This is a genomic window from Williamsia sp. R60, from assembly GCF_054063855.1.
Map to the genome: position 1 here is coordinate 299,933 of NZ_JBSSGR010000002.1, position 25,683 is coordinate 325,615.

The following is a 25,683-nucleotide window of genomic DNA, read 5'->3' on the forward strand; positions in this document are numbered from 1 at the left end:
TCTCCCTACGCCGGCATTACCCGGTCAGGTTCATCCGGTCGACGGCCGCCTGCCGTCATCTCAGCCCTCGGATCGCGAGAGCCCCCGTGCTTTTCTATTGTCCAAGGGCAGCTTACGCCGCTCGTCAAGTCAGCTGCAGCAGCAATGCGCGTTTGTCGATCTTCCCGACCGCGGTCACCGGCAGACCGGCGACCACCTCGAGCTGGTCGGGTTGCTTGAACGTCGCCAGCCCGCGGTCGGCGAGGAACTGCCGGATGGTCGGGAGGTCAGGCGCCGGACCGTCGGCGACGATGACGGCGCAGATGCGTTCGCCGAGAGAGTGGTCGGGAACCCCGACAACCGCTGCCTGTCGAATGTTGTTGTGGGCCACAAGGTTTTCTTCCACGTCGTCGGCCGCCACGTTCTCGCCGCCGCGCACGATGGTGTCCTTGATGCGGCCGGTGACGATGAGATGGCCCGAGGCCAGTTTCCGCACACGATCACCGCTGCAGTAGAAGCCGTCGTCGGTGAACGACCGCCGGCCCTGCTCGCCGGCGCGGTAGTAGCCGCGGATGGTGTACGGACCGCGCACCAGCAATTCACCTTCCGTGCCGTCGGGGACTTCATCGCCGTTCTCGTCCACCACGCGCAATTCGTCGTGGTCGCTCATCGGGCGACCCTGGGTGCGGGTGACCGTTTGTTCGTCGTCGGTGAACCGGGTGTAACAGATCAGCCCCTCGGCCATCCCGAACACCTGCTGCACCGCGCCGCCGAACGCCGCGTTCGCCGCAATCGCGTCGGATTCGGCGAACTTGGCCCCGCCCACCTGCAGCAGCCGCAGTGACGAGACGTCGGCGGGTTCCCATTCGGTTGCGGCGGTCCAGACCTGGGCCAGGGCCGGCACGAGTGCCACCGCGGTGACCCGGTATTTCTCGATCAGGTCGAAGGTGTGGTCGGGAGAGGGGTTGTCGGTGAACACCGCGTGGCCACCGACGGAGATGATGCCGAGCAACCCTGGGCAGGCCAGCGGGAAGTTGTGCGCGGCGGGAAGCGCCACGAGATAGGTGTCGGAGGAGGTCCACCCGGCCACCTCGGCGCTGAGTTCGGCGTTGTACCGGTAGTCGTTGTGGGTGCGTGGGATCAGTTTGGGCAGACCTGTGGTGCCACCGGATACCAGGAAGAGTGCGGGGCTGTCGGGATCGGGGGTGGGAACAACGTCGAGGCGACTCGGGTCGCCCTGTGGCGTCGCGGCCTCGGAACCCCGGTCACCGTCGACGAAGACCGCGCGGATGGTGTCGACGCGCCCACGCAGCTGGTGGGCCAGGTCGCGGTAGTCGTACCCGCCTGCGTGGCCGTGGCAGACATAGGCAACCGCCCCGGCGGTCTGAGCCAGGTGGGCGATCTCGTTGATGCGGTGGGCGGGGAGAGTCATCACGGGCGCGATTCCCGCTCGCAGCATGCCGAAGAAGTTGACCGCAAAATCCACCGAGTTCTGGTTCTGCAGCACCACGCGTTCGCCAGGGCGCAGCCCGGCCTCGACGAACCCGGCCGCACGCCGGGCCGACAACTCGGCGAGGTCGCGATAGCTCAGCGTGCGGGTGATGTCGGAGACGGCGGGCGCATCCGGTGTCGCATCGGCCTGGTCCCACAACATCCGCCAGAGGGGTGTCTCTCGCCACAGGCCCAGTTCCCGGTACCGCGCCGCGGCCGCCGGGGGGTGGGGTGTGAAACCGCTCGTGAGGTCGCTGTCGTCGTGCATCACAGACATGGTGGTGATCGTAGACTTGGCCCAGATCAGTTGGTTAGGCTAGCCTCAAGCGCGAGAGTTAGCCCATCCTAAGTCCGCGGTTGCTGGGATCATTGGGGCACGGACGAACTTTCGATCGACAAAACGCCTGACAAGTCCGTGGGCCACTGGGGTCCACACGTGGTGCGGGTGAGTAGAGGATGCCATGAGCAGCAGAGCATTTGCCGGGGCGATCGCGTGACCGCGACCATCGACACCAACAGTGACAACAAGGGCGGCGACAACAAGGGCGGCGACGAGTCCGGGGCGCTCCACGGGGACCTCGGTGCCGCACAGATCTGTGCGGCCTGGGCGCAGGCGGATGTCGCCGACGACTACGTCGTGTACGAACGCGAGAATCGCTGGGTTTTCGCCGGGGGACAGCGGGCCAGCGTGGTGCTCACCACCGATGAGGTGGTCACGACGATCGGGACCGAGTCGACGTCACAAGCCTGGTCGGGCCTACCTGCCGGCGCGATCTCCGCAGCGCTCGCCGGGCTTCCCTTCCCGCATTGGCGTGTCTACGGATGGATCGCGTTCGACTTCTGCGCGCCGGGTCTCGGTGCCGGCGATCACCTCACCGCAGGCAGCGTGCTCGCCCACCTCGTCGTGCCCGAGTTCGAGGCGTGGGTGGAACCCGACGGCATCCGGGTGGAGGGTGCCGGCGACGAACTGGCCGAGAGACTGCGCGAGATGGCGGGCCGTGCGCCGCATTCTCACCCGGTGTCGCCCAGTCCCTTGCCGGTCGACGACGATCCGTCGGACTACCGGGGTCGCGTGGCGAAGGCGGTGGCCGAGATCCATCGTGGAGACTACGAGAAGGTGATCATCTCGCGAGGGGTCGATGTCCCGTTCGACGTCGACATCGCCGCCACCTACGGCGAAGGCAGGAAGAAGAACAACCCTGCTCGTTCGTTCCTGCTTCGGCTCGGTGGTCTCGAAGCTGCGGGTTTCAGCCCGGAGCTCGTCGGATCGGTTGATGCCAATCGCCGGATCGTCACCGAACCACTGGCGGGCACACGCGCATTCGGCCGGTCTCCCGAACTCGACGCAGCCGCTCGTGCCGAGCTCGTGTCGGATTCGAAAGAGATTGTGGAACACGCGGTTTCGGTCCGTACCTCATTCACCGAGGTGCAGTCGGTGGCGCTGCCCGGCACCACCGCGGTGACCGAGTTCATGGTGGTCCGCGAACGGGGCAGTGTTCAGCACCTCGCTTCGACCGTGCAGGGAACGCTGGCGCCGGAGTTCGGACCCTGGGACGCGCTCGAGGTGCTCTTTCCTTCGGTCACCGCCTCTGGTATCCCGAAACCTGCTGCGGTGGATGCGATCTACCGCCTGGAGGACACCAGGCGCGGACTGTACTCGGGAGCGGTTCTGACCGCCTCGTCCGAAGGCGAGTTCGAGGCCGCACTGGCGTTGCGCACGGTCTTCCGGGAAGGTGGTCGGTCCTGGGTGCGCGCCGGTGCCGGCATCGTCGGCCAGTCGTCTCCTGAGCGGGAATTCATCGAGACGTGTGAGAAGTTGGGGAGCATCGCGCCCTATCTCGTCGAACGCACATCCGACGACCGCTGAGCCGTGTGATGAACGACGGTACCGAGCCCACTGACAAGGTCGGCCTCGATGAGATCCGCCGGCAGATCGCCGAGCAACTCGGGTGCTCTCCGGAGACCATCGACGACGACGCCGACCTGATCGGACTGGGTCTCGACTCGATCCGGATGATGAAGATCGCGGGTGGCTGGCGCAAACGGGGCCACAACGTGAACTTCGCGCAGCTGGCCGAGGCCCCATCGGTTGCCGCCTGGGCGAACCTCATCGGTGGACACCCGGCATCGACGCGGTCACAGGCCGGCGGGGTGTCGATTCTTCCGTCGACGCACGAACATCCGGCATCGCCGGATGCCCCGCACGAGGCGCTCGCCGAGTCGGGGCCCTTCCCGTTGGCGCCGATGCAGCATGCCTATTGGATCGGCCGCTCCGAAGGTCAGGACCTGGGCGGTGTCGCGGCCCATCTCTACGTCGAGTTCGACGGAGCCGATGTGGATCCGTCACGGCTCCGAGAAGCCGTTGCACATCTGGTCGCGGCGCATCCGATGCTTCGGGTACAGATCCTGTCCGACGGTACGCAGCGGGTGCTGGCCGAACCCGGCCGCGAGGTGTTCGGTGTCGTGGATCTCAGATCGGCCGACGATGCGCAGGTCGAGCAGGCCCTGAACGAACTGCGGCAGAAGAAGTCTCACCAGATGCTGCCGATCGAAGAAGGTCAGGTCCTCGACATCACCCTGACCCTGTTGCCAGACGGCAGGACGCGACTTCACGTCGATGTCGACATGATCGCCGGTGACGCGATGAGCTACCGGACTTTGCTTGCCGACCTGGCTGCGTCCTATCACGGCCGTTCACTACCTGCCGCCGAGTTCACCTACCGGGACTACCTCGCCTGGCGCGGCGAACACCCGGACGTCAATCGTGATCGCGATCAGCAGTGGTGGGCGAATCGGCTCGATGAATTACCCTCGGCCCCAGCACTTCCGCTGGTTCCGCGGTCGCAGCGAACCGATGAGCACCGAGTGGTGCGTCATCACCACTGGATCGACGCGGCAGCCAAGGAGACCCTAATCGCGGCAGCGCACGAGCGTGGCGTGACGGTGGCCATGGCTCTGGCGTCGGTGTTCGCCGAGTCGATCGCGCGGTGGTCTAGTTCGCCCCGATTCCTGCTGAATCTTCCCCTGTTCCAGCGTGAGGCCGTACATCCCGACGCCGATCGGCTGATCGGCGACTTCACCACGTCTGTCCTGCTCGACGTCGACGCCTTTGCCCACTCGTCCATTCTCGACCGCGCTCGCGCGTTGCAGAAGGTGATGCACGCGAACGGGTCTCATGCCTCGTACAGCGGGCTCGAGGTACTGCGTGACCTCGGTCGCCATCGCGGAGAACAGGTGCTCGCGCCGGTGGTGTACACCAGCGCACTCAATCTCGGTGAGCTGTTCGACGACGATGTGGTGCACACTTTCGGCGACCCCGAGTGGATTGTCTCGCAGGGCCCGCAGGTCCTGCTCGATGCGCAGGTCACCGAGGTGCGGGGCGGACTACTGCTCAACTGGGACGTGCGTGAATCGGCGTTCTCTCCAGGGGTCATCGACGCGATGTTCACCCAGTACCGTGTCGCGGTCGACAGGCTCACCCTCTCGAAGGCGGCCTGGGAGGCCGACACCACCCCGCAGCTTCCCCTTGATCAGCGTGCGGTGCGCGACAGGGTCAACGCGACCGACCACCCGACCAGCGGACAGGTGCTGCACGAGGGCTTCTTCTCATGGGCGGCAAGGACTCCGGAGGCTGCAGCCATCCGGTTCGGCACCGAGGGCCTGTTGACCTATCGTGAGGTCGGCGCAGCAGCTCTCGCTGTCGCGGGGGCGCTACACCAGGCGGGTGTCAAGCCGGGTCAGGCTGTCGCGGTACAGCTTCCGAAAGGTCCCGAACAGATCATCGCCACCCTGGGCATCCTGGCGGCAGGCGCCTCGTACGTACCGGTGGGTCACGACCAACCCGCGGCGCGGCGAGCGCACATTCTTGCCGCCGGACAGGTTGTCGCCTGGGTGGGTGCCACTCCCGATCCCCACCTGCCTACCGGCCTCACAGCGCTCACCTACACCGACGCCGCACAGTGTCCGGCCCCTCTTACAGAGGCAGCGATCCCGGACCGCGAGTCCGTCGCATACGTGTTGTTCACATCCGGATCCACCGGGATCCCCAAAGGGGTCGAGGTGCCACACCGGGCGGTCATGAACACCATCGACGACCTCCATCACCGCTTCGGTGTGACTGCCGCCGACAGCGCCCTGCTGGTCTCCAACCTCGAGTTCGATCTGTCGATCTACGACATCTTCGGACTGTGGGGTGTCGGCGGCACAGTTGTCACGATGACCGACGCCGAGCGCACCGATCCCGACGTCTGGAAGGCACTGATCGAGCGCCATTCGATCACGCTGCTCGCATGCGTACCCAGCCTGCTCGACATGCTGCTCAACGCCACACCCGCCGGCAGCACCGCGCTCGCATCGGTGCGCGCGGTGTTCCTCGGTGGCGACTGGGTCGGCGTCGACCTGCCCCGCCGCATGACGGCGCTGGCACCGGGCGTTCGGGTTGCCGGTCTCGGTGGTACCACCGAGACGGCCATCCACGCCACGATCTGCGAGACGGTGGACCCGCCCGATCATTGGGCCGCAGTGCCGTACGGAACGCCGCTGAACAACGTGCAGTGCCGGGTTGTCGACGCCACGGGCAACGACTGCCCGGACTGGGTGGCCGGCGAACTGTGGATCGGTGGAGCCGGGGTCGCGCACGGATATCGCGGCGACCCCGAACGCACCGCCGACCGGTTTGTGCGCCACCACGGCCAGAACTGGTATCGCACCGGCGATCTGGCGCGCTACTGGCCCGACGGCTGCCTGGAGTTTCTCGGACGTGCGGACCATCAGGTGAAGATCCGCGGCTACCGGGTGGAACTGGGTGAGGTCGAGGGCGCGCTCCGGTTGCTGCCTGGGGTGCACCGTGCGGTGGCGTCGGTGCTCACGGGCGCAGCTCCCACGTTGGTGGCCGCCGTGTCGCCGGAGTTCGGTGCCTCGCTCCAGCGCGAGGCCGTGCTGGACGGTCTTCGGGAGTTGCTGCCCGGGTACATGATCCCCGTACAGTTGCTCATCCTGGAAACGATGCCGATCACCGGCGTCGGGAAACTCGATCGCCGTGCGGTGCACACGATGTTCGACATCGAGGACACCAGCTCGGGGTTCGAACCACCTCGGTCCGCACTCGAGCGCGCGCTCGCCCACATCGTCGGCGAGCTCATCGGGGCCGACCGGGTCGGGCGAGACGACGACTTCTTCGCTCTCGGTGGGGACTCGGTGCTCGCGACCACACTGGTCGCCCGTGTCCGTGAGTGGCTTGATGCTCCGAATGCGGTTGTCGGCGATGTGTTCTCCGGACGGACGGTTGCGTCGATCGCCGCTCGGCTGATGGCCTCGGACCCTGTCGTCGGCCGCCTCGAGCAGGTTGCGGACATGTACCTCGAGGTCATCGCCATGGGTGACGACGAACTTGCGGACCTGGTGACCGAATGAGCGGTGCGGGCGGGTCGGACCGGCTGACGGGACCAGTGCAGACGCTCCTGATCATCGGGGCCGGACCGAAAGCGCTTGCTGTCGCGGCCAAGGCGACGGTGATGCGGGAGCTCGGCCTGCCGGCGCCGCGTGTCCTGGCGGTGGAATCGCATGCCGTCGGCGCCAACTGGCAAGCCGGGGGTGGATGGACCGACGGTCGGCATCGACTGGGCACGAGCCCGGAAAAGGACATCGGATTTCCGTACCGTTCCAACATCGCTCGCGGGCACAACCACGAGATCAACACGCGGATGATGGCCTACAGCTGGACGTCGTATCTCATCGACCGAGGCACCTACTCGGAATGGATCGATCGGGGCAGGCCGGCACCTCCCCACAGCACGTGGGCAAAGTACCTGCAGTGGGTGGCGAGCAAGATCGACCTGGAGGTTGTGCTCGGGACGGCGCGCAAGATCTCGGCCGATGGCCCCGGCTGGAATGTCGAGGTGTCAGGAGTTGATGGCTCGATACAGGAGATCTCCGCCGACGCGCTGATGATCTCCGGCCCGGGCCGCAGCGATCGGGCCCTGGCCCGGCATCCACGGGTACTGAGCATCGCCGAGTTCTGGAACCTGGCCGGCCGCAGGGAAATTCCCGCATCGTCTCGGGCCGCCGTGATCGGCGGTGGGGAGACCGCCGGGTCTGCACTGGACGAACTGGTTCGGCACGACGCGATGACGATCTCCGTCATCTCGCCGATGGCCACGATCTACACCCGCGGAGAGAGCTTCTTCGAGAACGCGTTGTTCAGCGACCCGTCGAAGTGGGCGGCGCTGAGCACTGCCGAGAGACGCGACGTGATCCGCCGCACCGACCGCGGAGTGTTCTCGGTTCGCGTGCAGGAGAACCTGATCAGCGACGCCCGAGTCCATCACCTGCAGGGAAGAGTGGTGCGGGTGGTGGAGCAAGGGCAGTCGGTGGCGGTGACACTACACAACGAACTGCGTTCGGACCAGGCGCACACCTTCGACCTTGTGGTGGATGCCACGGGTGGACAGCCCCTGTGGTTCATGGAGCTGTTCGACCCGGCCACCACAGACCTCATCGAACTCGCGATCGGCTGGCCGATCGATCAGGAACGTCTGGAACTGTCCATCGGTTACGACCTCTCGGTCACCGGTCTGCTTCCCAAGCTGTATCTGCCGAATCTGGCCGGATTCGCCCAGGGCCCTGGTTTTCCGAACCTCAGTTGTCTGGGAGAGCTGTCCAATCGTCTGCTGCGCGCGCCCGAGAAGGTGTCACCGGGCCGGCGGGCACAGGCGGGCTACGGGCGTAGGTGACCGACCGGCCGACTCCGGGGAGCGGGTTCAGGGCCGGCTGAGCGAGTGCAGCGCAATCCGGCGGCCGGGCCGCACGTCGAATTCACCGAGATCGCGGTAACCCTTCTTCGCCAGAGCCCGCCGCATGTGGACGTTTCGATGATCCGGGTCCACAAAGATCGTGTGACACAACGGATCTGCCGTCCAGATCGCCTCCGCGAGCCGTTGCATCCAGGTCGACATCACACCTCGGCCGAGAAGGTCGGTCCGTGCGGTCGCGATGTGAAAGCCCATGTCGCGGGGGGCAGCTGGATACACCTTGGCGTTCTCGTCGCGGGCCGGGCGGTACAGCTCCACGTACGCCACCTCGGTCATCGCCTCACCGGAGACTCCGAATGCGGCGAGATCGGCACTCACGATGCACGGGCGCGAGTAGTCGCCGGCAAGGCGTGCTGCCGAGTCTGCTCGCCACTGCGCAGCCGACCATGGCTGTTCCCAGGTCTCCACCAGGTGCGGCAGCGACATCCACGCGGCGAGCATCTCCGGGTCGGAGCCGTCAGGGTCGACGAGGCGCAACGCGAACGGCGGATCGAAGTCGGGCACCACCGGCGGTGGGGCTGCCCGGACATCGTCACCGACGTCGGTGAGTTCACGTTTGAGGACATGCGAGGTCACGTCGGTCGTGCTCCGTTCAGTTCAGCCGGACGCAAGTAGGGTAGCCTAACCAAGGAGTTCCGGCCTTCGGGTACCGGGAACCGGCCTCTGGCCGCCGGAAAAGCAGCGCTTCTGGTCGCCTGGGGTGTCGGCCCATGGCCGCCGGAGAATGAAGGAGCAGTACGTAGATGTCACGCGACCTCGGATGGATCCGGCAGTTCCATCAGCCCACGTCCCCGGCGAATCCGCCTCTGTTGATCTTTCCTCACGCGGGTAGCGGGGCATCGACCTACCGGGCGTTCTCCAAAGAACTCAGTTCCTCCTTCGACGTGATCGTCTTCCAATATCCGGGACGGCAGGACCGCGCACGGGAGGCGCCGGCTGAAACCTTGCCCGATCTTGCTGCGGGCGCCTTTGCAGAGTTCGTCGAATCGAGATGGAACCGGCAGGCAGCGATCACCGTGTTCGGCCACAGCATGGGTGCTGTCACCGCGTTCGAGTTCGTCCGTCTGGCCGAAGCCCGCGGCATCGACGTGCGGTTGCTCGGGGTGTCGGCGGCGGTGGCGCCATCACAGGTTGCGGACCTGCCTCCCCACCCGACCGGGGACGAGGAGTTGCTCGAGCACCTCTCGGCGCTGAACGGCACCGGTGGTGACGTGCTGGCGAGTGCGGATGTGATGCGGATGGCGTTGCCTGTCATGAAGATCGACTACCGCGCCTTCGATGCCTACTCCTGCGGCACCGATGTGACGGTAGCGGCCCCGATCCGCGCCATGGGGGGCGCGGAGGACCCCTTCATCACCCCCGGCCAACTGCACGGCTGGGGCACACACACCACCGGTTCGGTGGATGTGACCGTCTTCGACGGCGGCCACTTCTATCTCGACGAGAACCGTGACGATGTCGCCGAGTTGCTCGTCGCCGAACCCGCGGCAGCACAACAATCGATCCAGCGGTAGCGGAGCCGGCGATGTCAGCCAACGCGAACGATCCGATCGTCATCTCCGGGATGGCCGTGGAAGCGCCGGGAGGAATCGAGGACACGGGAGCCTTCTGGGAGGCACTCGTCGCCGGGCGTGAGCTGATCGGTCCTTTTCCCAGAGACCGCGACTGGCCGATCGAGGAGCTGTTCGCTCTGCACCGGCTCGACGGCTGGAGTGCCGTCGCCGATGCCGGAGGATTCCTCGACGGCGCATCGCATTTCGACCCGGGCTTCTTCGGGATCAGTCCACGCGAAGCGATCGCGATGGACCCTCAGCAGCGGGTCGCCATGCGAGTTGCCTGGCGCGCACTCGAGGACGCCGGTATCAACCCCGGTTCTCTGGAGGATGCGGAGGTCGGTTGCTACATGGGCGTGTCGATCAGTGAGTACGGCCCGCGAGCGGCCGCTGTCAACGAGTTCAGCGGTCACCGCATCACCGGAACCGCGCTCGGCGCGGTTGCCGGCAGGATCTCACACAGCCTCGGACTCGTCGGTCCATCGATCAGTGTGGACACGGCCTGTGCTTCGTCGCTGACGGCCCTGCACCTCGCTGCCGGAGCGGTCCGCGACGACGAATGTGATTGGGCGCTTGCCGGCGGCGTTTGCGTGATGGGTTCTCCCGCTGCGTTTTACGAGTTCTCCAAGAACAACGGGCTGGCATCGGACGGACATTGCCGGTCGTATGCGGCCGATGCCACCGGAACTCTGTGGGGTGAAGGGGCCGGTGTGGTCGTCGTCGAACGCGAATCCAGGGCGCGGGCGCTCGGACACCGGATCCACGGGCGCTTGCTGGCAACACGTATCAACCACAACGGCAAGGGAATGCCGATCGTGGTGCCGAGTGCGGCGGCGCAGGTTCGCCTGATCGAGAAGACATTGGCGGCAGCGGAGGTGGAGGCCGGCGACATCGGCCTGATCGAGGGGCATGGCACCGGGACACCGCTCGGCGACCCGATGGAGCTGACCGCGTTGCAGAACACCTACGGGCAGGGGAGCGCCGGGACGGTGAAGCTGGGATCGGTGAAGTCGAACGCCGGCCACGCCCAGGCCGCCTCGGGGATGCTCGGCCTGATCAAGATGCTGCTCTGCGGCGGCAACGGGCACATCGCGCCGACACTGTACGCCGATCGGCCCACCACGAAGGTCGACTGGGACAGTTCGGCGCTCCGATTGGCCGAGGGCCTCGAATACTGGGAGCCGAAAGACGGTGTGCGCTACGGCGCCGTGTCGTCCTTCGGGGTCTCGGGCACCAATGCGCATGCGATCGTCGCGATGCAGGACAGTGCCGTGGCCGTCGATACCGCGGGAGCTCGGCATGCCTGATCATCGCCTGCCCGACGGCCGGACCGCGGTTCTCCTGTCTGCTGATTCGCCGGAGCTCCTGGCGGCCGAGGCCGGCACGTTGTCGGGGTATGTGCGTGACAACCCGACGGTGACCCCGAGTGCTGTCGCGTCAATGCTGATGCGCACCCGTGTGGTCCGCAGGCATCGGGCAGTCGTGATGGCCTCCGACCGGGATCGCCTCGCTGCCGGCCTGCGGGCGCTCGCGGACGGTGGCGACCATCCGGACGTGGTGCGTGGCCGCGGCCCGGCGACCAGGCGGACAACGGCTTTCGTCTTTCCGGGGCAGGGCAGTCAGTACCCCGGTATGGGGAAGATGTTCTACGACGCGTCACCGGTTTTCCGGGACGAGGTCGACCGAATGAACAACATCTTCGTCGAGCTGTACGGAATCAGCCCCAGGGACTATCTGCTCGATCAGCAGGAGCGTTCGGTCGACGCGGACGGGCGTGTGCACGAGGACATCCGCGTGGTGCAGCCCGCACTTCTGATGCAGATGATCGCCCTGGCGCAGATGTGGCGGTCGTTCGGCGTGGAACCGATGCTGACGGTGGGGCACAGCCAAGGTGAGATCGCCGCGGCATACATCTCGGGAGCGATGTCGTTGACGGACGTCATCCACGTGGTGGCCACCCGGGCGAATCTGGTCGTCGAGTTCTCGCCGACCGGCTATTCGATGGCGGTGGTCGCCATCGACCGTGATGAGTGCGAGGCGTTACTGGCCGAACATTCGGGGTGGGCCGAGCTGTCGGTGGTCAATTCTCCGCACATCCTGTGCATCTCGGGTGACCGTTCGACGGTGCATGACATGGTCGGAACACTGACTGCCGCAGGAAAGTTCGCGAAAGAGATCCGGGTCGACTACCCGGCGCACACCTCCATCGTCAGCAGATTCCGAGACGAACTCGGCGAGGCGCTGGCCGACAAGCTCGAGAACCCGAGATTCACGGAGACGTCGACCCCTTGCTTCGGTGGCACCCTGGGCAAGGCGATGTCGCCGTCACAGCCGCTGTCGGACTACTGGTTCTGGAACCTTCGTAACCGTGTCCGGTTCGATCTCGCGGTCGGCGGCGCCGTGCGCAGCGGGGCCGACACCTTCATCGAGATCGCCGAGCACCCCACCCTGGCGCTTGCCATCCAGGAGAACATCGCGACCGCATCGCCTGACGCGGCGATGCCCGTGATCGGGACGTCGCGGCGCAGCGCAGAAGACCTGCGCGAGTTCACACACAATCTCGCCACCGTCGCCGTCAACGACTCCGGCTATCGGTGGGAGTCCCTCGCTGTCGCCGGCGTGGAACCCATACCCCCGCTGCCCGATTTCCCTCACGTGCAGATGGCGCGGCGGTCGCTGTGGGCCTCGCATCTGGCGCCTGGGCAGGAACTGGAATCGGCAGTGCCCGATAAAGACTCGGCGTTGTTGCCCCGCCGCATCACCGAGACGTGGACGCGACTGGCGCGCCGCACGCTCGTGCCACCGCGTTCCATTCTGCTGGTCGACCACACCGGGCGGTGTGAGCAATGGGCCGCCGACCTGTGCGCCGCAGCGCCGGCCCATGGCGCCACCGCGAGCATGTACCGACAGCAGCTACCGTCGGGGTCGGCGCAGTTCGATTCGGTGGTGATCCTGTTGCCGAGTGGTTCCGGCGACACCGTGCCCGCCGCGATCGCGGACCTCTCCGACTTCTTCGGCAACCGGGGCTGGCTGCCGGCCGCGGTCACCGACGCCGCCGAATGCTGGCTCGTGACTGCAGCCGGCGAACACGTGGTGCCAGACGACCCGGTCCCACACCTGTTTCATGCCGCTGCCAACGCCGGATTCCGCTGTCTGGCAGCCGAGTACCCGCGCACGACGTTCCGGCACCTCGATCTTCCCGGCGACGGTGCGCCGTCGGCTTCCGCCGTCATCGGCGCTCTGCACATCGCTGCCGAGCCAGAGCTGGCCCTGCGCGGCGCCAAGGTCTACGCAAAACGCCTCGCCTACGTCGACGCTGTAGACCGCCCCGCACCCGTGCTCGGGGAGGCCGCACCACTAGGGTTCGACGATCCAGCCATCGGTTCGGGTCCCGACGATCACGTGGTGATCATCGGCGGAACCGGCAAGCTGGGTCTGGAGTTCTGTGAGTACTTCGCCACGCGGGGCGCGACCAGGATCACCCTTCTCAGCCGATCAGGCGACACCGCTTCCACTGCAGACCGATTGCGGCACGTCGGGAGTCTGGGTGGCGCGAGGGTCGATGTCGTGGCTTGTGACGTCGGCGACGAGGCATCGGTTCTGCAGTTCGTCTCCGATCACGTGACCGAGCCGGTGGACGTGGTGGTACATGCTGCGGTGAACTACGTGGACGCCGAATCCGGCAACATCACACCCGATCTCGTTGCGGCAGCGACACGATCGAAGGTCGTCGGTCTCATGCATGTGCTGGGGGCGACACCGCTGGCGCCGCGATGTCGCGTGCTGCTGTGTTCATCGATCGCGGCAACCCTCGGAGGTCGCGGCCAGATCCTGTACGCGGCAGGCAACCGGATGCTCGATGTGCTGGCGCGCACCCTGCGCGAACAGGGCATGCGGGCGGCGTCGGTGCAGTGGGGGTTGTGGAACGTGCAGGGTCCACTCGACACGGCCGGCGTCGATCGGGTCGAAGGGGCAGGTGTCATCCCCATGCGGCCCGCGGACGCGTTGTCGGTGGCCTTCACCGGTGCGACGGCGGACACGATCGTCGCCGCGGCCGACTGGGCCGAGTTACACGACATCGTGTCCCTGTTCGGGCACGGACCCCTGATCGCCGGGCTGGTCCCCGAACGCCCGCCGGCTCAGTTGGCTTCTTCCGTGTTGCCGACTACGCCTTCGCCGGCGGCGGCCGGTTCGCCGACGGCGTCGGAACCGGCCGCACCCGAGAAGCCCGCTGCGCCGACGGACAGCGCGGTTTTTGCCGAATTGGTTGTCACCGAGCTTCACCGCGTGATGGGCATCGACGGGGCTGACATCGACCGGACCGTGCCGTTGGTCGCGCTCGGGCTCGATTCGCTGCAGGCGCTCGATTTCCGTCGCCGGGTGAAATCCGAACTCGATCGGGACCTTCCGGTGGAGGCGATCCTGGGCGGCGCATCGTTCGACGAGGTGGTCAGGTTGATGGATGTGGGGTCTGAGACCACCGTCGGCGGGTAACGGCCATCGCACTCCTGAATGCAGGTAAGGACAGGCTTACCATTTATGCCCGTGTCGTGGTTCAATAGCGCGTACATGCGGGGAAATCATGAAGTGAACAGAAAGCAGATGTGGTGACCGAGAAATCGAACTCGAGTGTCAACGTGCCGACAGTGTTCGTGGCTGCCGGTGTGTCGGCGGTCATCTCAGCGCTCATAGTGTCCATCGGTGTGGTGGGGGTTTTGTTTGCCGTCGACACCGACAATTCGGCGTCGAACTCCGCGGAACCCACCGTGGTGAATCTCGGGGCCGCGGCGAACCCGCAGGGAACCGTGCAGGCTGGAGCCACGGCTCAGCCGACCACCGCTGCGCCCGCCGCTCCTGCGCCGACCACCGCGGCCGCTGCACCCGCACCCGCGGTCGGAGGTGGCACCACCTCGGGTGGCGGCTACGCACCGCAGGCCCCCGCGGCGCCGGCGACAACCGAGGCGCCCGCAGCCGAAACGGCTGCGCCCGCTGCGTTGTCCGCAGGAGAACTGCAGAACAAACTGAAATTGGTGCTGAACGGTTCGAGTGCGCAGAAAGCCGACGAGCTCGAGGCCGGCACCCGGGGCGTGCCGGTGGGCGAGGGGATCGGCAACACGCTGCGGACGTTCGAGCCCGCGGGTGTGAAATGGCGGATCGCGGGCCCGGTGACCGTCAACGGAAACACCATGTCCGCCAACCTCATCCTCTCGTCGCCGGGTTTCAACGACGCGACGATGGGCCTGACCTGGGTGTGGAAAGACAACAAGTGGAAGCTGTCGAACACCAGCGCCTGTGAGGTCGCCGGGTACGCGCAGGTTCCGTGCGCGCTGTAGCGCCGCCTGCGTCTGCCGTCGGACCGTGATCGCTAGGGGCGTTCCATGCCAGAAGACCTGATAGCCCGCCGCAAAGAACGGCTCCGCCGAAAGCTCGTCGAGAGCGGCCTCGCATCCGACGTCACCGCTCCGGTTCGCACTCGATCGGCCGGTGAGCGCTCACCGCTGTCGGTGGGGCAACAGCGGCTGTGGTTCCTGCAGACCCGTGACCCTGATGACACCACCCTCAACGTCTGTGTGGCATACCGGTTGTCGGGCCGCTTGGACGTCGATCGGTTGCGGGCAGCGCTATCCGACGTGGTCGGACGCCACGAGATCCTGCGCACCTCGTACGGCGTGGGCGACGATGGGATCCCGTACCAGTCTGCAGCTGCCGAGCACGTCGAGGTGCCCTGGAGTGAACACGACCTGACCGATCTCGCGGAGCAGAGTCGCTCTCGCCGTCTCGAAGTGCTCGCCCGACGTGAGTTCGGGCGGCCGTTCGACCTCGCCCGGGACGTGCTGATGCGGGCGACACTGGCCCGAACCGGCCGCGACGAGTGGGTGTTCGTCCTTGTCGTCCACCACATCTGCTGGGACGACGACTCGTGGGCGGTCTTCTTCGACGACCTGAATGCGGCCTATGACGGGCGATCGGCACACCGGGCGCCAACCCAGTTCCTCGACGTGGCAACCGATCCGGTGGCCCCCGAAGTCGACGACCCGGCGATCGCATACTGGCGCGAATTGCTGAGCCCGGCTCCGGAATGGCTCGAACTGCCCGCGGAGACACCCGGTGTCGCGTCCAAGAACGCAGGCCGTGGTTCCAGCGCGATGTCCTCGGATCTGATCGAGGCGGTGAACGAGCTCGCTCGCGCGGTTTCGACAACGCCGTTCACAGTGTTGCTGGCAGCCTTCGGAGCATTGATCCACCGGTACACCGGTGCGACGGACTTCCTGGTGGCCGTGCCCATCACCGACCGGCGCAAGCCTGGGGCCGACAGGGCGATCGGGTACTTCGGCAACACAGTGTTGGTGCGGACGACCATCGACCCCCGGGCCGCCTTCGAAGACCTCATCGCGGCCACTCGCGACAACGCTCTCGGTGCGTTCGGTCACCAGCATGTCGGTATCGATCGGGTGGTGCGCGAGCTGAACCCGGACCGGTCTGGTGGCGACGGTCTCGAACAAATTGTCCGACTGAGTTTTTCGACGCGCAAGAGCGCGGTCGGGTTCGCGCTCGACGGTGTGACGGCCGAACAGCTCGACCTTGCCGCCTCGGTGACCCAGATGCCTCTCGGGCTGACGGTGGTGCGCGATGACGACGGCGCATCTGTAGAAGCCGAGTACTTCGCGGATGTGCTCGACCACGCGATCGTGGACGACATGCTGGCCGCTTACGTTCGGGTGCTCCACCAGGCTGTCGCGTCGCCCAGCACACGAATCGTCGATCTCGATATCCTGGGGGAGGGGCGAGCGGAGATCATCGAGCGTTCGCACGGTGATCAGGTCTCCGCGACACCCGCCACGCTGCCGGAGATGTTCGAGAGTCGGGTCAGGGCACATCCGGACCAGCCCGCGATCATCGACGACAACCACACCCTCACCTACGCCGAACTCAACGCCCGGTCCAACCGTCTGGCCCGCTGGTTCATCTCGCGCGACATCGGACCCGAAGACCTTGTGGCACTGAGTCTTGCCGCGTCGGTGGAGTTCGTCGTGGCAGCGGTCGCCGTGCTCAAGGCGGGCGGCGCGTACCTTCCGATAGATCCGTCCTACCCGCCGGACCGGATCGACTTCCTCGTCGAGGACGCCAGGCCGCGAATTGTGCTGTCCCAGGCCGATCTGGCGGCTGCTGAGCAGGCAGCCGAGGCCCTGCCCGTCGTCGACCCGGTGGACGCGGACCGGATCCGCCCTCTGCTCCCGGCTGGTCTGGCGTACGTCATCTACACCTCCGGCTCCACCGGCCGGCCCAAAGGTGTCCCAGTACCCCATGCGGCGATCGCGGACCATCTCGCTGGCTTCCATGCCCAATTCGGGATGACCGCCGAGGACCGGCTGGTTCAGACATCGTCGGTCAGCTTCGATGCCTCGCTGTTCGAGGTGTTCTGCACGCTCACTCTCGGGGCCACGCTGGTGATACCCAAACCCGATGGCTTGCAAGATATCCCGTACATGGCGGACCTGTTGGTGCGCCAGGGCGTCACCGTCATGCACATGGTTCCCTCCATGCTGGGGATGTTCCTGTTGCTGCCCGGGGTCAACGAGTGGACCACCCTGCGCCAGATACCCGTGGGTGGAGAAGCGCTGCCCGGTGAGATCGCAGACAAGTTCGGCACGGTGTTCGACGCCCAATTGCGCAACAACTACGGCCCCACCGAAGCGGTTGTCGCGGCCACCCACTACCCGGTCGACGGACCCCAGGGTGTCCGGATCGTGCCGATCGGTGTGCCGAACCGCAATGTGACGGTGTACATCCTCGACGCCGCACTGCAGCTCGTGCCGACCGGAGTGGTCGGCGAGATCTATATCGGCGGAGAGCAACTCGCACGTGGATACCTCGGCCGTCCAGCGCTGACCGCCGAGAGGTTCGTCGCCGATCCGATGTCGCCGGGTGCCCGGCTGTACCGGACGGGCGACCTCGCGCGCTGGAACGTCGACGGCGACATCGAATTCGTCGGCCGGATCGATGAGCAGGTGAAGATACGCGGCTTCCGGATCGAACTCGGCGAGGTCGAGTCGGCGCTCGCCGGCCACCCTGCGGTCGCGCGTGCTCTGGTTATCGTCACCGACGATCCACGTGTGGGCGCATCGCTGGCGGCTTACCTTGTCGCCGAACGTGATCAGACCATCGAGATCGGGGACGTCCGGGACCACGCTGCGTCGGTGTTGCCGGAATACATGGTGCCGAGCGGCTTTGCCGTGATCGACGAGATACCACTCACCGCACACGGGAAACTCGATCGCAGAGCACTTCCGGAACCGGTGAGCAGCCGGCCCGCGGAGTCACGTGCACCCACCACCCCGACCGAGATCCGTGTTGCCGCACTGTTCGCGTCCCTGTTCGGCCGCGATGACATCGGCGCAGACGACTCCTTCTTCGAACTCGGCGGGCACTCGTTGCTGGCGGCGCGTTTGGTCACGCAGATCCGGACCGAGTTCGGAGTGGACATCGACGTCCGGGCACCGTTCGACACGCCCACCGTTGCCGGCTTGGCGACGTGGCTGGTGGCCCAGGTGCGTAGCGAGTTCGGCATCGACCTCGACGCGCATGACGATGACGATGGCGGAGACTGGGATCTCGGCAGCAGTTCGATCGCGGAGGCTGCGGCTTCATCATCTCTGACCGGCGCACCGCGTCGGCCCGCGATCGCTGCTCGCACCGAGGCGCCAGAACACGTGCCCCTGTCGTACTCACAGCTCGCGATGTGGTTCGCCCGTAGCTTCGAAGGGCCCAGTGCGGTCGGGAACATCCCGATGGCGGTGCGGATCGATGGTCCGCTTGATGTGCCTGCCCTGACCGACGCACTGGGCGACGTGATCGCCCGCCACTCGGCTTTGCGGACAACGTTTGTGGAGCGAGAAGGTGTGCCGTATCAGGTTGTCGGACCCGTCGAGCCCGCGGTGTTGCCACTCACGGTGGTGAACGGCACGTCGATCGCCGAGAAGGAAGCGCAGCTGAGTGCAGAACTCGACCGGGTGGCCGGCCATACTTTCGCGATCGAATCCGAACGGCTGATCCGTACGGAGCTGTTCTCACTCGGCGAGAACTCGCATGTGCTGTCGATCTTGGTGCATCACATGGTGATCGACCACTGGTCGTTCAATGTGCTGCTGGCCGACGTGGCCACCGCCTACCGCCACCGCCTCGGTCATCAGTCGGCGCCGTCCTGGTTGCCCCTGCCGATCCAATACAGCGATTACGCGTTGTGGCAACGCGACCTCTTCGAACCAGGCGCGGTGGCGCACGACGTGGGTGATGCGCAGCTCGCGTACTGGCGATCGACGTTGGCGGGCATTCCAGACCACATCACCGTCGCAGCGGACCGTCCTCGGCCCGCAGTGCTCGGAAAGACCGGCGAAATCGTGACTTTTGCGGTGCCCGCAGATCTGCGCGCCAAGTTGCGCGGCGTGGCCGATCGCGCCGGCGTCAGCGAGTTCATGTTGCTGAACTCTGCGGTGGCGACCCTGCTGCACAAACTGGGCGGTGGCGACGACATCACCATCGGTACTCCGGTCGCCGGCCGGACCGACGATGCCACGGCCGACATCGTGGGACTGTTCGCGAACATGGTGGTGTTACGCAACGACTTCAGCGGTGACCCGACGCTGCACGACGTCCTCATCCGGGGGAGAGATGTGGCGCTGGGAGCGTATGCCAACCAGGACGTGCCCATCGAGCGCCTCGTCGAAGCGCTCAACCCGCGCCGCACCCGGTCGCGTAATCCGCTGTTCCAGGTGATGATGCACTTTCGAGATGAGCACAGCCGAGATTCCAGCGGTGTCTCCGGCGCATCGGCGCTGACCGACGGAACCACGATCTCGTTGCTGCCGGTGGACTTCGAGACATCGTTCCTCGACCTGAACATCATCTTTGCCTCGCAAGCCGATGGCGGTCTGGCCGCACGCCTCGTGGCGTCGACCGATCTCTACGATCGCGACACCGCCGAAGAGATGGCCCGCCGAATGATCGTCATGCTCAAGCACTTTGCCGACCACGTGGACACCCCGGTGAAGAAAGCGGACGTGCTTCTTGCCGACGAACGCCACCGCCTTCTCGACCAATGGTGCGATGGAGGACCGCTTGATGTCGAGGCCTTCCGAGCCAGGATGAATGCCCTTCCTGCCGGCAGCGACACAATTGCGATCCGGCGGGGCGACGACGTCCTCGACTACCGTTCCCTCACCGACTGTCTGGCACGCAACGACGACGCGAGTGGCCCGCTGTCCGATGTCGTCACGGTTGTGCGCGGTGCGCTGCACGGACGTCCGTGTCAGCTTCCGGTTCCGAGCACCGATGCGATTCGGTTGATCGCTGTTCGTTCCGGCGACCCGGTGATGGTATCGGAGCTCCTTGCCGGATTGTCGGACGGAGCCACTGTGGTGCTGGCCACCGACTCCGAACGCACCGATCCAGCCGCCCTGGCCACTGTGATCGCCGGGCAGTCGGCGCAGAGGGTGGTCGCGTCACCGGACGTGCTCGGCATGCTTCCGCACTCGGGGGTGTCGATGATGCCGTCGGTGCGGACCTGGGTGGCTGCCTCGGTCGGCACCCAACCATCTCTGGGCGAGACGCTCGGGTCCCTGTCTGCCGGTTCGGTTGCTGAGTACCGTTACACGGCAGGGGATCTCGACGCCATTGTGGTGACGGGCGAGCTGTCCGGTTCTCACTCCGGACGTCCGGTCCCAGGAGCGAAGGTACTGGTGCTGGGCGCACAACTCGACCCGGTTCCGCCAGGGGTGGTGGGCGACGTCCACGTCCAGGTGGCGGGGTCGGGACCCGTGCGCACCGGTGACAGGGCGAGGTGGGACCGCACCGGTTCGCTTGTCTTCCAGATGCATTCCGAGGCCACGGTGGCCGGTGGGGTCGTGGGCGTCGCCGGCGGTGGCGAACTGCCCCAGACCGACACCGAGCGCGCGATCTGCGATGTTCTCGCGGAGTTGCTGGACATCGACGGCGTGGGTCGCGATGACAACTTCTTTGCACTCGGTGGCGACAGCGTCATCTCCATTCAGCTCGCGGGAAAGCTTGCAGCCGAGAATATCCCGCTCACGCCACAGATGATCTTCGATCACCACACGATCGCCGAGGTGGCCGCCGCAGTCGACGAGGCCCGTGCCTCAGCTCCCGGATCGGATGAGGACCCCGAAGTCGGCCGGCCCGAGGCCCCCGCAGCGACCCATGCGCCGATGTCTGTCTCCGGGTTGAGTGACGACGCCCTGGCAGCCCTCACCGCCTCGTGGAAACCGGGTTCATGACCGAGGACGTGGTCAATCGCTCCGCACCCGCCATCGAGGATGTTCTGGCACTGAGTCCACTGCAGGAGGGCCTCTTCTCACTCGCCGAGATCGCGGGCGACGACCTCGATCTGTACACGATGCAATTCATCGTCGAGATCAGCGGCGATGTGAACACCGAGTTGTTGCGCAGAAGCGTCGAGGTGGTCCTCGAGCGCCACCCGAACCTGCGGGTCTCTTTCTGGGACCGCGACATCCCCAAACCCGTACAGATCGTTCCCACCTGGGTCGAACTGCCGTGGGCCGAGCGATCCGCGACCCCGGACGAGTTCGATTCCATCGCCGGATCCGAGCGGCGACGCAAGTTCGATCTGTCCCAGGGCCCCGCACTGCGTGTGGTGCTGGTGAACATGCCTGACGACCGCCGGCGACTGCTGATCACCGCGCACCACATCTTGATGGACGGATGGGCCGTCGCGATCTTCTTCCAGGAGATGTTGGCTGTGTACGAGGCGGGCGGCGATGGCCGGTCATTGCCTCTGCCGCGTCCATACCGTGATTACATCGGCTGGCTGGCGGCCCAGGACGATGACTCCGCGCTGGCGAGTTGGGTCGACTACCTCGCGCCGTTACGTGGTCCGGTGATGCTGGCCGAAGGCCGCGGGGCCCAGCCGGATTCGGTCCCCCGGCGCACGAGAGTTCAGCTGAACCGGTCCGACACCACCAGGCTGACATCGTGGGCACGGACCCAGGGTCTGACGGTGAACACCGTCGTCCAATACGCCTGGGCAGTGGTGTTGGGACGGCTGACCGATCGGCGTGACGTGGTGTTCGGCACCACCATCTCGGGTCGGCCGGACTCCCTGCCAGGCGTCGAGGGCATGATCGGTCTGTTCATCAACACTGTTCCCTCTGTGGTCGTCTTCGAACCCGGCACATCGGTGGCAGAAAGTCTTGCGGCACTGCAGCGAGACTCTGCGCGGATGCGCGATCTCGGCTATCTCGGTCTGTCTGCGGTGCAGCGTGCCGCAGGGCACGGCAGTCTCTTCGACACCCTGTTCGTCTTCGAGAATGCCCCGATCGGTGCGGTGACCGAACCTCTCAGCACCAGCGATGGGACGCGGTTTCTGCCCGTGGCGATGGAGAGCCTCGCGCACTACCCACTCACCATCGCGGCATACCTGCAGAACGGTTCCTTGGTGGTGATGGCAGAGGCCATCGACGAGGCCCTTCCGCACCTGCCCGCCGCAGACATCGCCGAGCGGATCCTGCACGTGCTCAGGCAGATTCCTGATTCTGGATCTGCCGGTCCCGATACTCTCGACGTGCTGTTACCCACCGAGCACACTGCCGTGGAACGCGGTACCGCCGTCGATGACGTGCCCACCGGAACCATCGCTGCCGCGTTCCTCCGCCAGGCCGCGGTGACCCCGGACGCGACCGCCCTCACCACCACGACCACCCAGTTCACCTATGCCGAATTGCGCGACCGCACACTGCGTGTGGCCCAGGAACTCCGCCACCGTGGAGTCGGTCCGGAAGACGTGGTGGCGATCGCGCTCGAGCGGTCGGCCGAGTCGGTGATCTCGATCCTCGGTGTACTGGCCGCCGGTGCTGCATACGTCCCCGTGGATGTCGCGCTGCCGGCGGCACGGATCGGATCGATTCTGCGACAGTCGAACTCCGCCTTCGTGATCACCAGGTCAGATGTGCTGCCCGCAGAGCTCCTGGGCGGTGCCACCACCGTACTGCGGCTCGACGACCCGGAGGTGATCGATTCGATCGCACGCCGAGAACCCGTGCCGCCATCGGTGCCGGACGAGTCCCACCTCAGCGCCTATCTCATCTTCACCTCCGGTTCGACCGGTGAACCCAAAGGTGTCATCGGTACCAATGGCGCCGTGCTGAGCTACTTCGCCGACCACCGGGACCGGGTGTACGCGCCCGCGAAGAATCGCCTCGGCCGCCCGTTGCGCATCGGTCACGCGTGGTCACTCAGTTTCGACGCTTCGTGGCAACCACTGGTCGGTCTGCTCGACGGGCACAGCGTCCACCTGTTCGACTCCGAGGACATGCGTGATGCCGACGCCCTGGTCGAGGGGATCATCACGCAAGGAATCGACATGATCGACACGTCCCCGTCGATGTTCGGTCAACTCTCGGGTGCCGGCCTGATCCCGGCGAACAGCACACGCACACCGCTGTCGGTGCTGGCACTCGGAGGCGAGGCCATCAGTGCGGCACTGTGGAAACAGTTGCAAGAGTTCGACGATCTGGACGTCTACAACTGCTACGGCCCCACCGAGACCACTGTCGAAGCCGTGGTCGCAACGGTCAAGGATTCACCCACACCCACGGTTGGTCAGGCCGTGGACCGCATGACGGCGCACGTTCTCGATTCTGCGCTACGTCCCGTTCCGCGTGGGGTCGCCGGGGAGCTGTATCTCGCCGGCGAGCAGGTCACCCGCGGTTACGCAGCGCAGCCAGGGATGACCGCCGGCCGGTTTGTTGCCGACCCCACCGGTACCGGGAGGAGGATGTATCGAACCGGGGACCTGGTCCGGCACCTGCCCGACGGCAAGCTGACCTTTCTCGGCCGGGCTGACAGTCAGGTGAAGATCCGGGGATATCGCATCGAGATCGGCGAGATCGAGAGTGCCTTGCGCGGCGTGCCGGATGTGAAAACGGCTGCGGTGGTGGTGCTTCGACGTGCGGCCGGGGCCACGCTGGTCGGCTTTGTTGTCGGAACGTCCGTTTCGGATCAACAGATCCGCGCGTTCCTCGCCGAACGCCTGCCCACCCATATGCTTCCCGCCCGAGTGCTGACGCTCGAGTCCCTGCCGATGACATCAAACGGCAAGCTGGACAACGAAATCCTGACGAACTTGGCGCAAGACGCACTGTCGGCCAGGACAGGAGCCGATGCCCTGCCGTCGACGGACACCGAGCGAGCCTTGTGCACGGCGTTCGCCGAATTGATCGGCGGGCCCCCACCAGGCGTCGACCAGGACTTCTTCGATCTCGGGTTGGACAGCATCGTCGCCATGTCGCTGGTGAACGCGCTCAGACGATTCGGCGTGCACGTCAGTCCACGAGCGGTTCTCGAGAACCCCTCGGTACGCTCTCTTGCCGCGGCCATCGATGCCGGTGAGGTGGCCGTGGTCGACGACGACGGTGAGCACGACGGTCCCGGCGAGGTGGTTGCACTGCCGATCGTCCGATGGATGTACGAGTACGGCCGTTTCCGCCGGTTCACCCAGACAACCCTGATCGCATTGCCCGAGGGTGTGACGGACGGCGACGTGCAGTCGGTGCTGCAAGCGCTGCTCGACCGCCACGACATGCTGCGGTCGAAGCTGTACTCCGATCCGTCCGGCCACCGGCTCGAGACGCGAGAGATCGGGTCGGTGAGCGCGGCGGACATCATCGAGACGGTTGTGGTCGGCGAAGGCCCGGGCCGCGCAGTCGAGGACGCCGCCCGGATCGCTGCCGGACGGATCGACCCCGAAGCCGGCGCAATGATGGCCGCTGTTCGACTACAGAACCCGGTCGGTGGAGACGTGTTGCTCCTCGCCATCCACCATCTGGCGACAGATGCGGTGTCCTGGCAGATACTGTTCGGCGATCTCGCCGAGTGCGGACGCATGCTCAGCGAAGGATCGGTGCCCGTTCTGGGACGTGTGTCCACCTCCTATCGACGCTGGACGCACGTGCTCACCGAGCGGAGCGGATCCGAGGACGTTCTTGCGCAGCAGGATTATTGGATCGGTCAACTCGCGGGGCCCGACCCGGAGATCGGGGAGCGGCCGCCCGATCCGGCCGTCGACGAGTGGTCGTCGCTGCAGACCACCGACGCACACACCACCACCGAGATCACCGGCCGCGTGCTGGCGAAACTGGCAGGCAAGGACGCCGGGATGCGCGAGTTCCTGCTGACTGCCCTCACCATTGCCGTGACGACATGGCGAACCGTCAACGGGCAGGACAACACTGGCGGTGCTCTGATCGCCCTCGAGGGACACGGCCGCGAAGACGGCGTGGTGGCAGGCGAAGTGGACACCTCAGAGACCGTCGGGTGGTTCACCAGCGTCTTCCCGGTCCGGCTCGGTGCGGGCAGGCCGGTCGACCTCGACGCGGTCACACGCGCACCGGAAGTCGCAGTTGCCCTGTTGAATTCGGTCACCTCGCATGTCGGCGCCATCCCGCGTCGCGGGATCGACTACGGCTTGCTGCGCCATGTCGAGCGGGTTGCGGGCCTCGTGGATCTCGCCGACCCGCAGATCGAGTTCAACTACCTCGGCCGGTTCGATCTGAGCTCGGCCGGAGCGACGGACAACCCTCGACCGTGGTCGGCCATCACCGACCTCGAACTCAACGGCCATCTGCCCACCGCTCCAGAACCCGAGCTGCCGCTCCGGTACGCACTGGACGTGGTCGCAGTGGTCCGGGGCACGGCCGAGGGGCCGCAGTTGGTCACCAGCCTGCGCTGGAGTGAGTCGCTGATGAACGCCAGGCAAGCCGACGATCTCGCCGGTATCTGGCAGGAGTCCGTGGCCGCGCTCGCCCGCGCCCTCTGACGTC

At 66.1% G+C, this 25,683-nt stretch carries 11 protein-coding genes; 9 read left to right on the forward strand and 2 right to left on the reverse strand.

Going from position 1 to position 25,683, the window contains the following annotated elements:
* Positions 1–124 precede the first annotated feature (124 nt).
* A complete protein-coding gene (locus tag ACVWY6_RS08295; protein WP_457537323.1) occupies positions 125–1,747 on the reverse strand; it encodes a (2,3-dihydroxybenzoyl)adenylate synthase in 1,623 nt (540 codons plus the stop codon).
* Positions 1,748–2,062: 315 nt separating this feature from the next.
* On the opposite strand from ACVWY6_RS08295, the gene ACVWY6_RS08300 reads away from it, so the two are divergent.
* The 3 genes from ACVWY6_RS08300 to ACVWY6_RS08310 are packed head-to-tail and all read left to right on the forward strand — an operon-like array spanning position 2,063 to position 8,201.
* Positions 2,063–3,337 (forward strand): salicylate synthase, encoded by a 1,275-nt coding sequence (locus ACVWY6_RS08300; protein WP_457538550.1) that lies wholly within the window; start codon positions 2,063–2,065, stop codon positions 3,335–3,337.
* Between the two features lie 8 nt (positions 3,338–3,345).
* Positions 3,346–6,882 carry a non-ribosomal peptide synthetase gene (locus ACVWY6_RS08305; RefSeq protein ID WP_457537324.1) on the forward strand — a complete coding sequence of 1,179 codons (3,537 nt, stop codon included), beginning with the start codon at positions 3,346–3,348 and terminating at the stop codon, positions 6,880–6,882.
* Positions 6,879–8,201: a SidA/IucD/PvdA family monooxygenase gene (locus tag ACVWY6_RS08310; RefSeq protein WP_457537326.1), complete on the forward strand. Its 1,323-nt coding sequence runs from the start codon at positions 6,879–6,881 to the stop codon at positions 8,199–8,201. The genes ACVWY6_RS08305 and ACVWY6_RS08310 overlap by 4 nt, the downstream gene beginning before the upstream one ends.
* 27 nt (positions 8,202–8,228) lie before the next feature.
* Here the strand turns inward: ACVWY6_RS08310 and ACVWY6_RS08315 are convergent, their stop codons facing one another.
* Positions 8,229–8,855 (reverse strand): GNAT family N-acetyltransferase, encoded by a 627-nt coding sequence (locus ACVWY6_RS08315; RefSeq protein ID WP_457537328.1) that lies wholly within the window; start codon positions 8,853–8,855, stop codon positions 8,229–8,231.
* Positions 8,856–9,022: 167 nt separating this feature from the next.
* Between ACVWY6_RS08315 and ACVWY6_RS08320 the strand changes: the two genes are divergently transcribed.
* From ACVWY6_RS08320 to ACVWY6_RS08345, 6 genes are all read left to right on the forward strand, one after another.
* Positions 9,023–9,793, forward strand: coding sequence for a thioesterase II family protein (locus ACVWY6_RS08320; protein WP_457537329.1), 771 nt, complete (start codon positions 9,023–9,025; stop codon positions 9,791–9,793).
* 11 nt (positions 9,794–9,804) lie between these two features.
* The gene (locus ACVWY6_RS08325; protein WP_457537330.1) at positions 9,805–11,139 is read left to right on the forward strand and encodes a beta-ketoacyl [acyl carrier protein] synthase domain-containing protein; all 1,335 of its coding nucleotides are present in this window, start codon (positions 9,805–9,807) and stop codon (positions 11,137–11,139) included.
* Entirely contained in the window at positions 11,132–14,326 is a 3,195-nt protein-coding gene (gene nbtC, locus ACVWY6_RS08330; RefSeq protein ID WP_457537332.1) for a nocobactin polyketide synthase NbtC, read from the forward strand. The genes ACVWY6_RS08325 and nbtC overlap by 8 nt, the downstream gene beginning before the upstream one ends.
* A 113-nt stretch (positions 14,327–14,439) precedes the next feature.
* Entirely contained in the window at positions 14,440–15,165 is a 726-nt protein-coding gene (locus tag ACVWY6_RS08335) for a hypothetical protein (RefSeq protein ID WP_133248644.1), read from the forward strand.
* Positions 15,166–15,210: 45 nt separating this feature from the next.
* Positions 15,211–21,123: an amino acid adenylation domain-containing protein gene (locus ACVWY6_RS08340; RefSeq protein WP_457537333.1), complete on the forward strand. Its 5,913-nt coding sequence runs from the start codon at positions 15,211–15,213 to the stop codon at positions 21,121–21,123.
* Positions 21,120–25,679, forward strand: coding sequence for an amino acid adenylation domain-containing protein (locus ACVWY6_RS08345; protein ID WP_457537335.1), 4,560 nt, complete (start codon positions 21,120–21,122; stop codon positions 25,677–25,679). Before ACVWY6_RS08340 ends, ACVWY6_RS08345 begins: the two co-directional genes overlap by 4 nt.
* Positions 25,680–25,683 lie beyond the last annotated feature (4 nt).

Coding starts and splice junctions, on each gene's coding strand:
- ACVWY6_RS08295 (WP_457537323.1), bottom strand. CDS start 1,747: ATGTCTGTGATGCACGACGACAGCGACCTCACGAGCGGTTTCACACCC.
- ACVWY6_RS08305 (WP_457537324.1), top strand. CDS start 3,346: ATGAACGACGGTACCGAGCCCACTGACAAGGTCGGCCTCGATGAGATC.
- ACVWY6_RS08310 (WP_457537326.1), top strand. CDS start 6,879: ATGAGCGGTGCGGGCGGGTCGGACCGGCTGACGGGACCAGTGCAGACG.
- ACVWY6_RS08320 (WP_457537329.1), top strand. CDS start 9,023: ATGTCACGCGACCTCGGATGGATCCGGCAGTTCCATCAGCCCACGTCC.
- ACVWY6_RS08325 (WP_457537330.1), top strand. CDS start 9,805: ATGTCAGCCAACGCGAACGATCCGATCGTCATCTCCGGGATGGCCGTG.
- nbtC (WP_457537332.1), top strand. CDS start 11,132: ATGCCTGATCATCGCCTGCCCGACGGCCGGACCGCGGTTCTCCTGTCT.
- ACVWY6_RS08340 (WP_457537333.1), top strand. CDS start 15,211: ATGCCAGAAGACCTGATAGCCCGCCGCAAAGAACGGCTCCGCCGAAAG.
- ACVWY6_RS08345 (WP_457537335.1), top strand. CDS start 21,120: ATGACCGAGGACGTGGTCAATCGCTCCGCACCCGCCATCGAGGATGTT.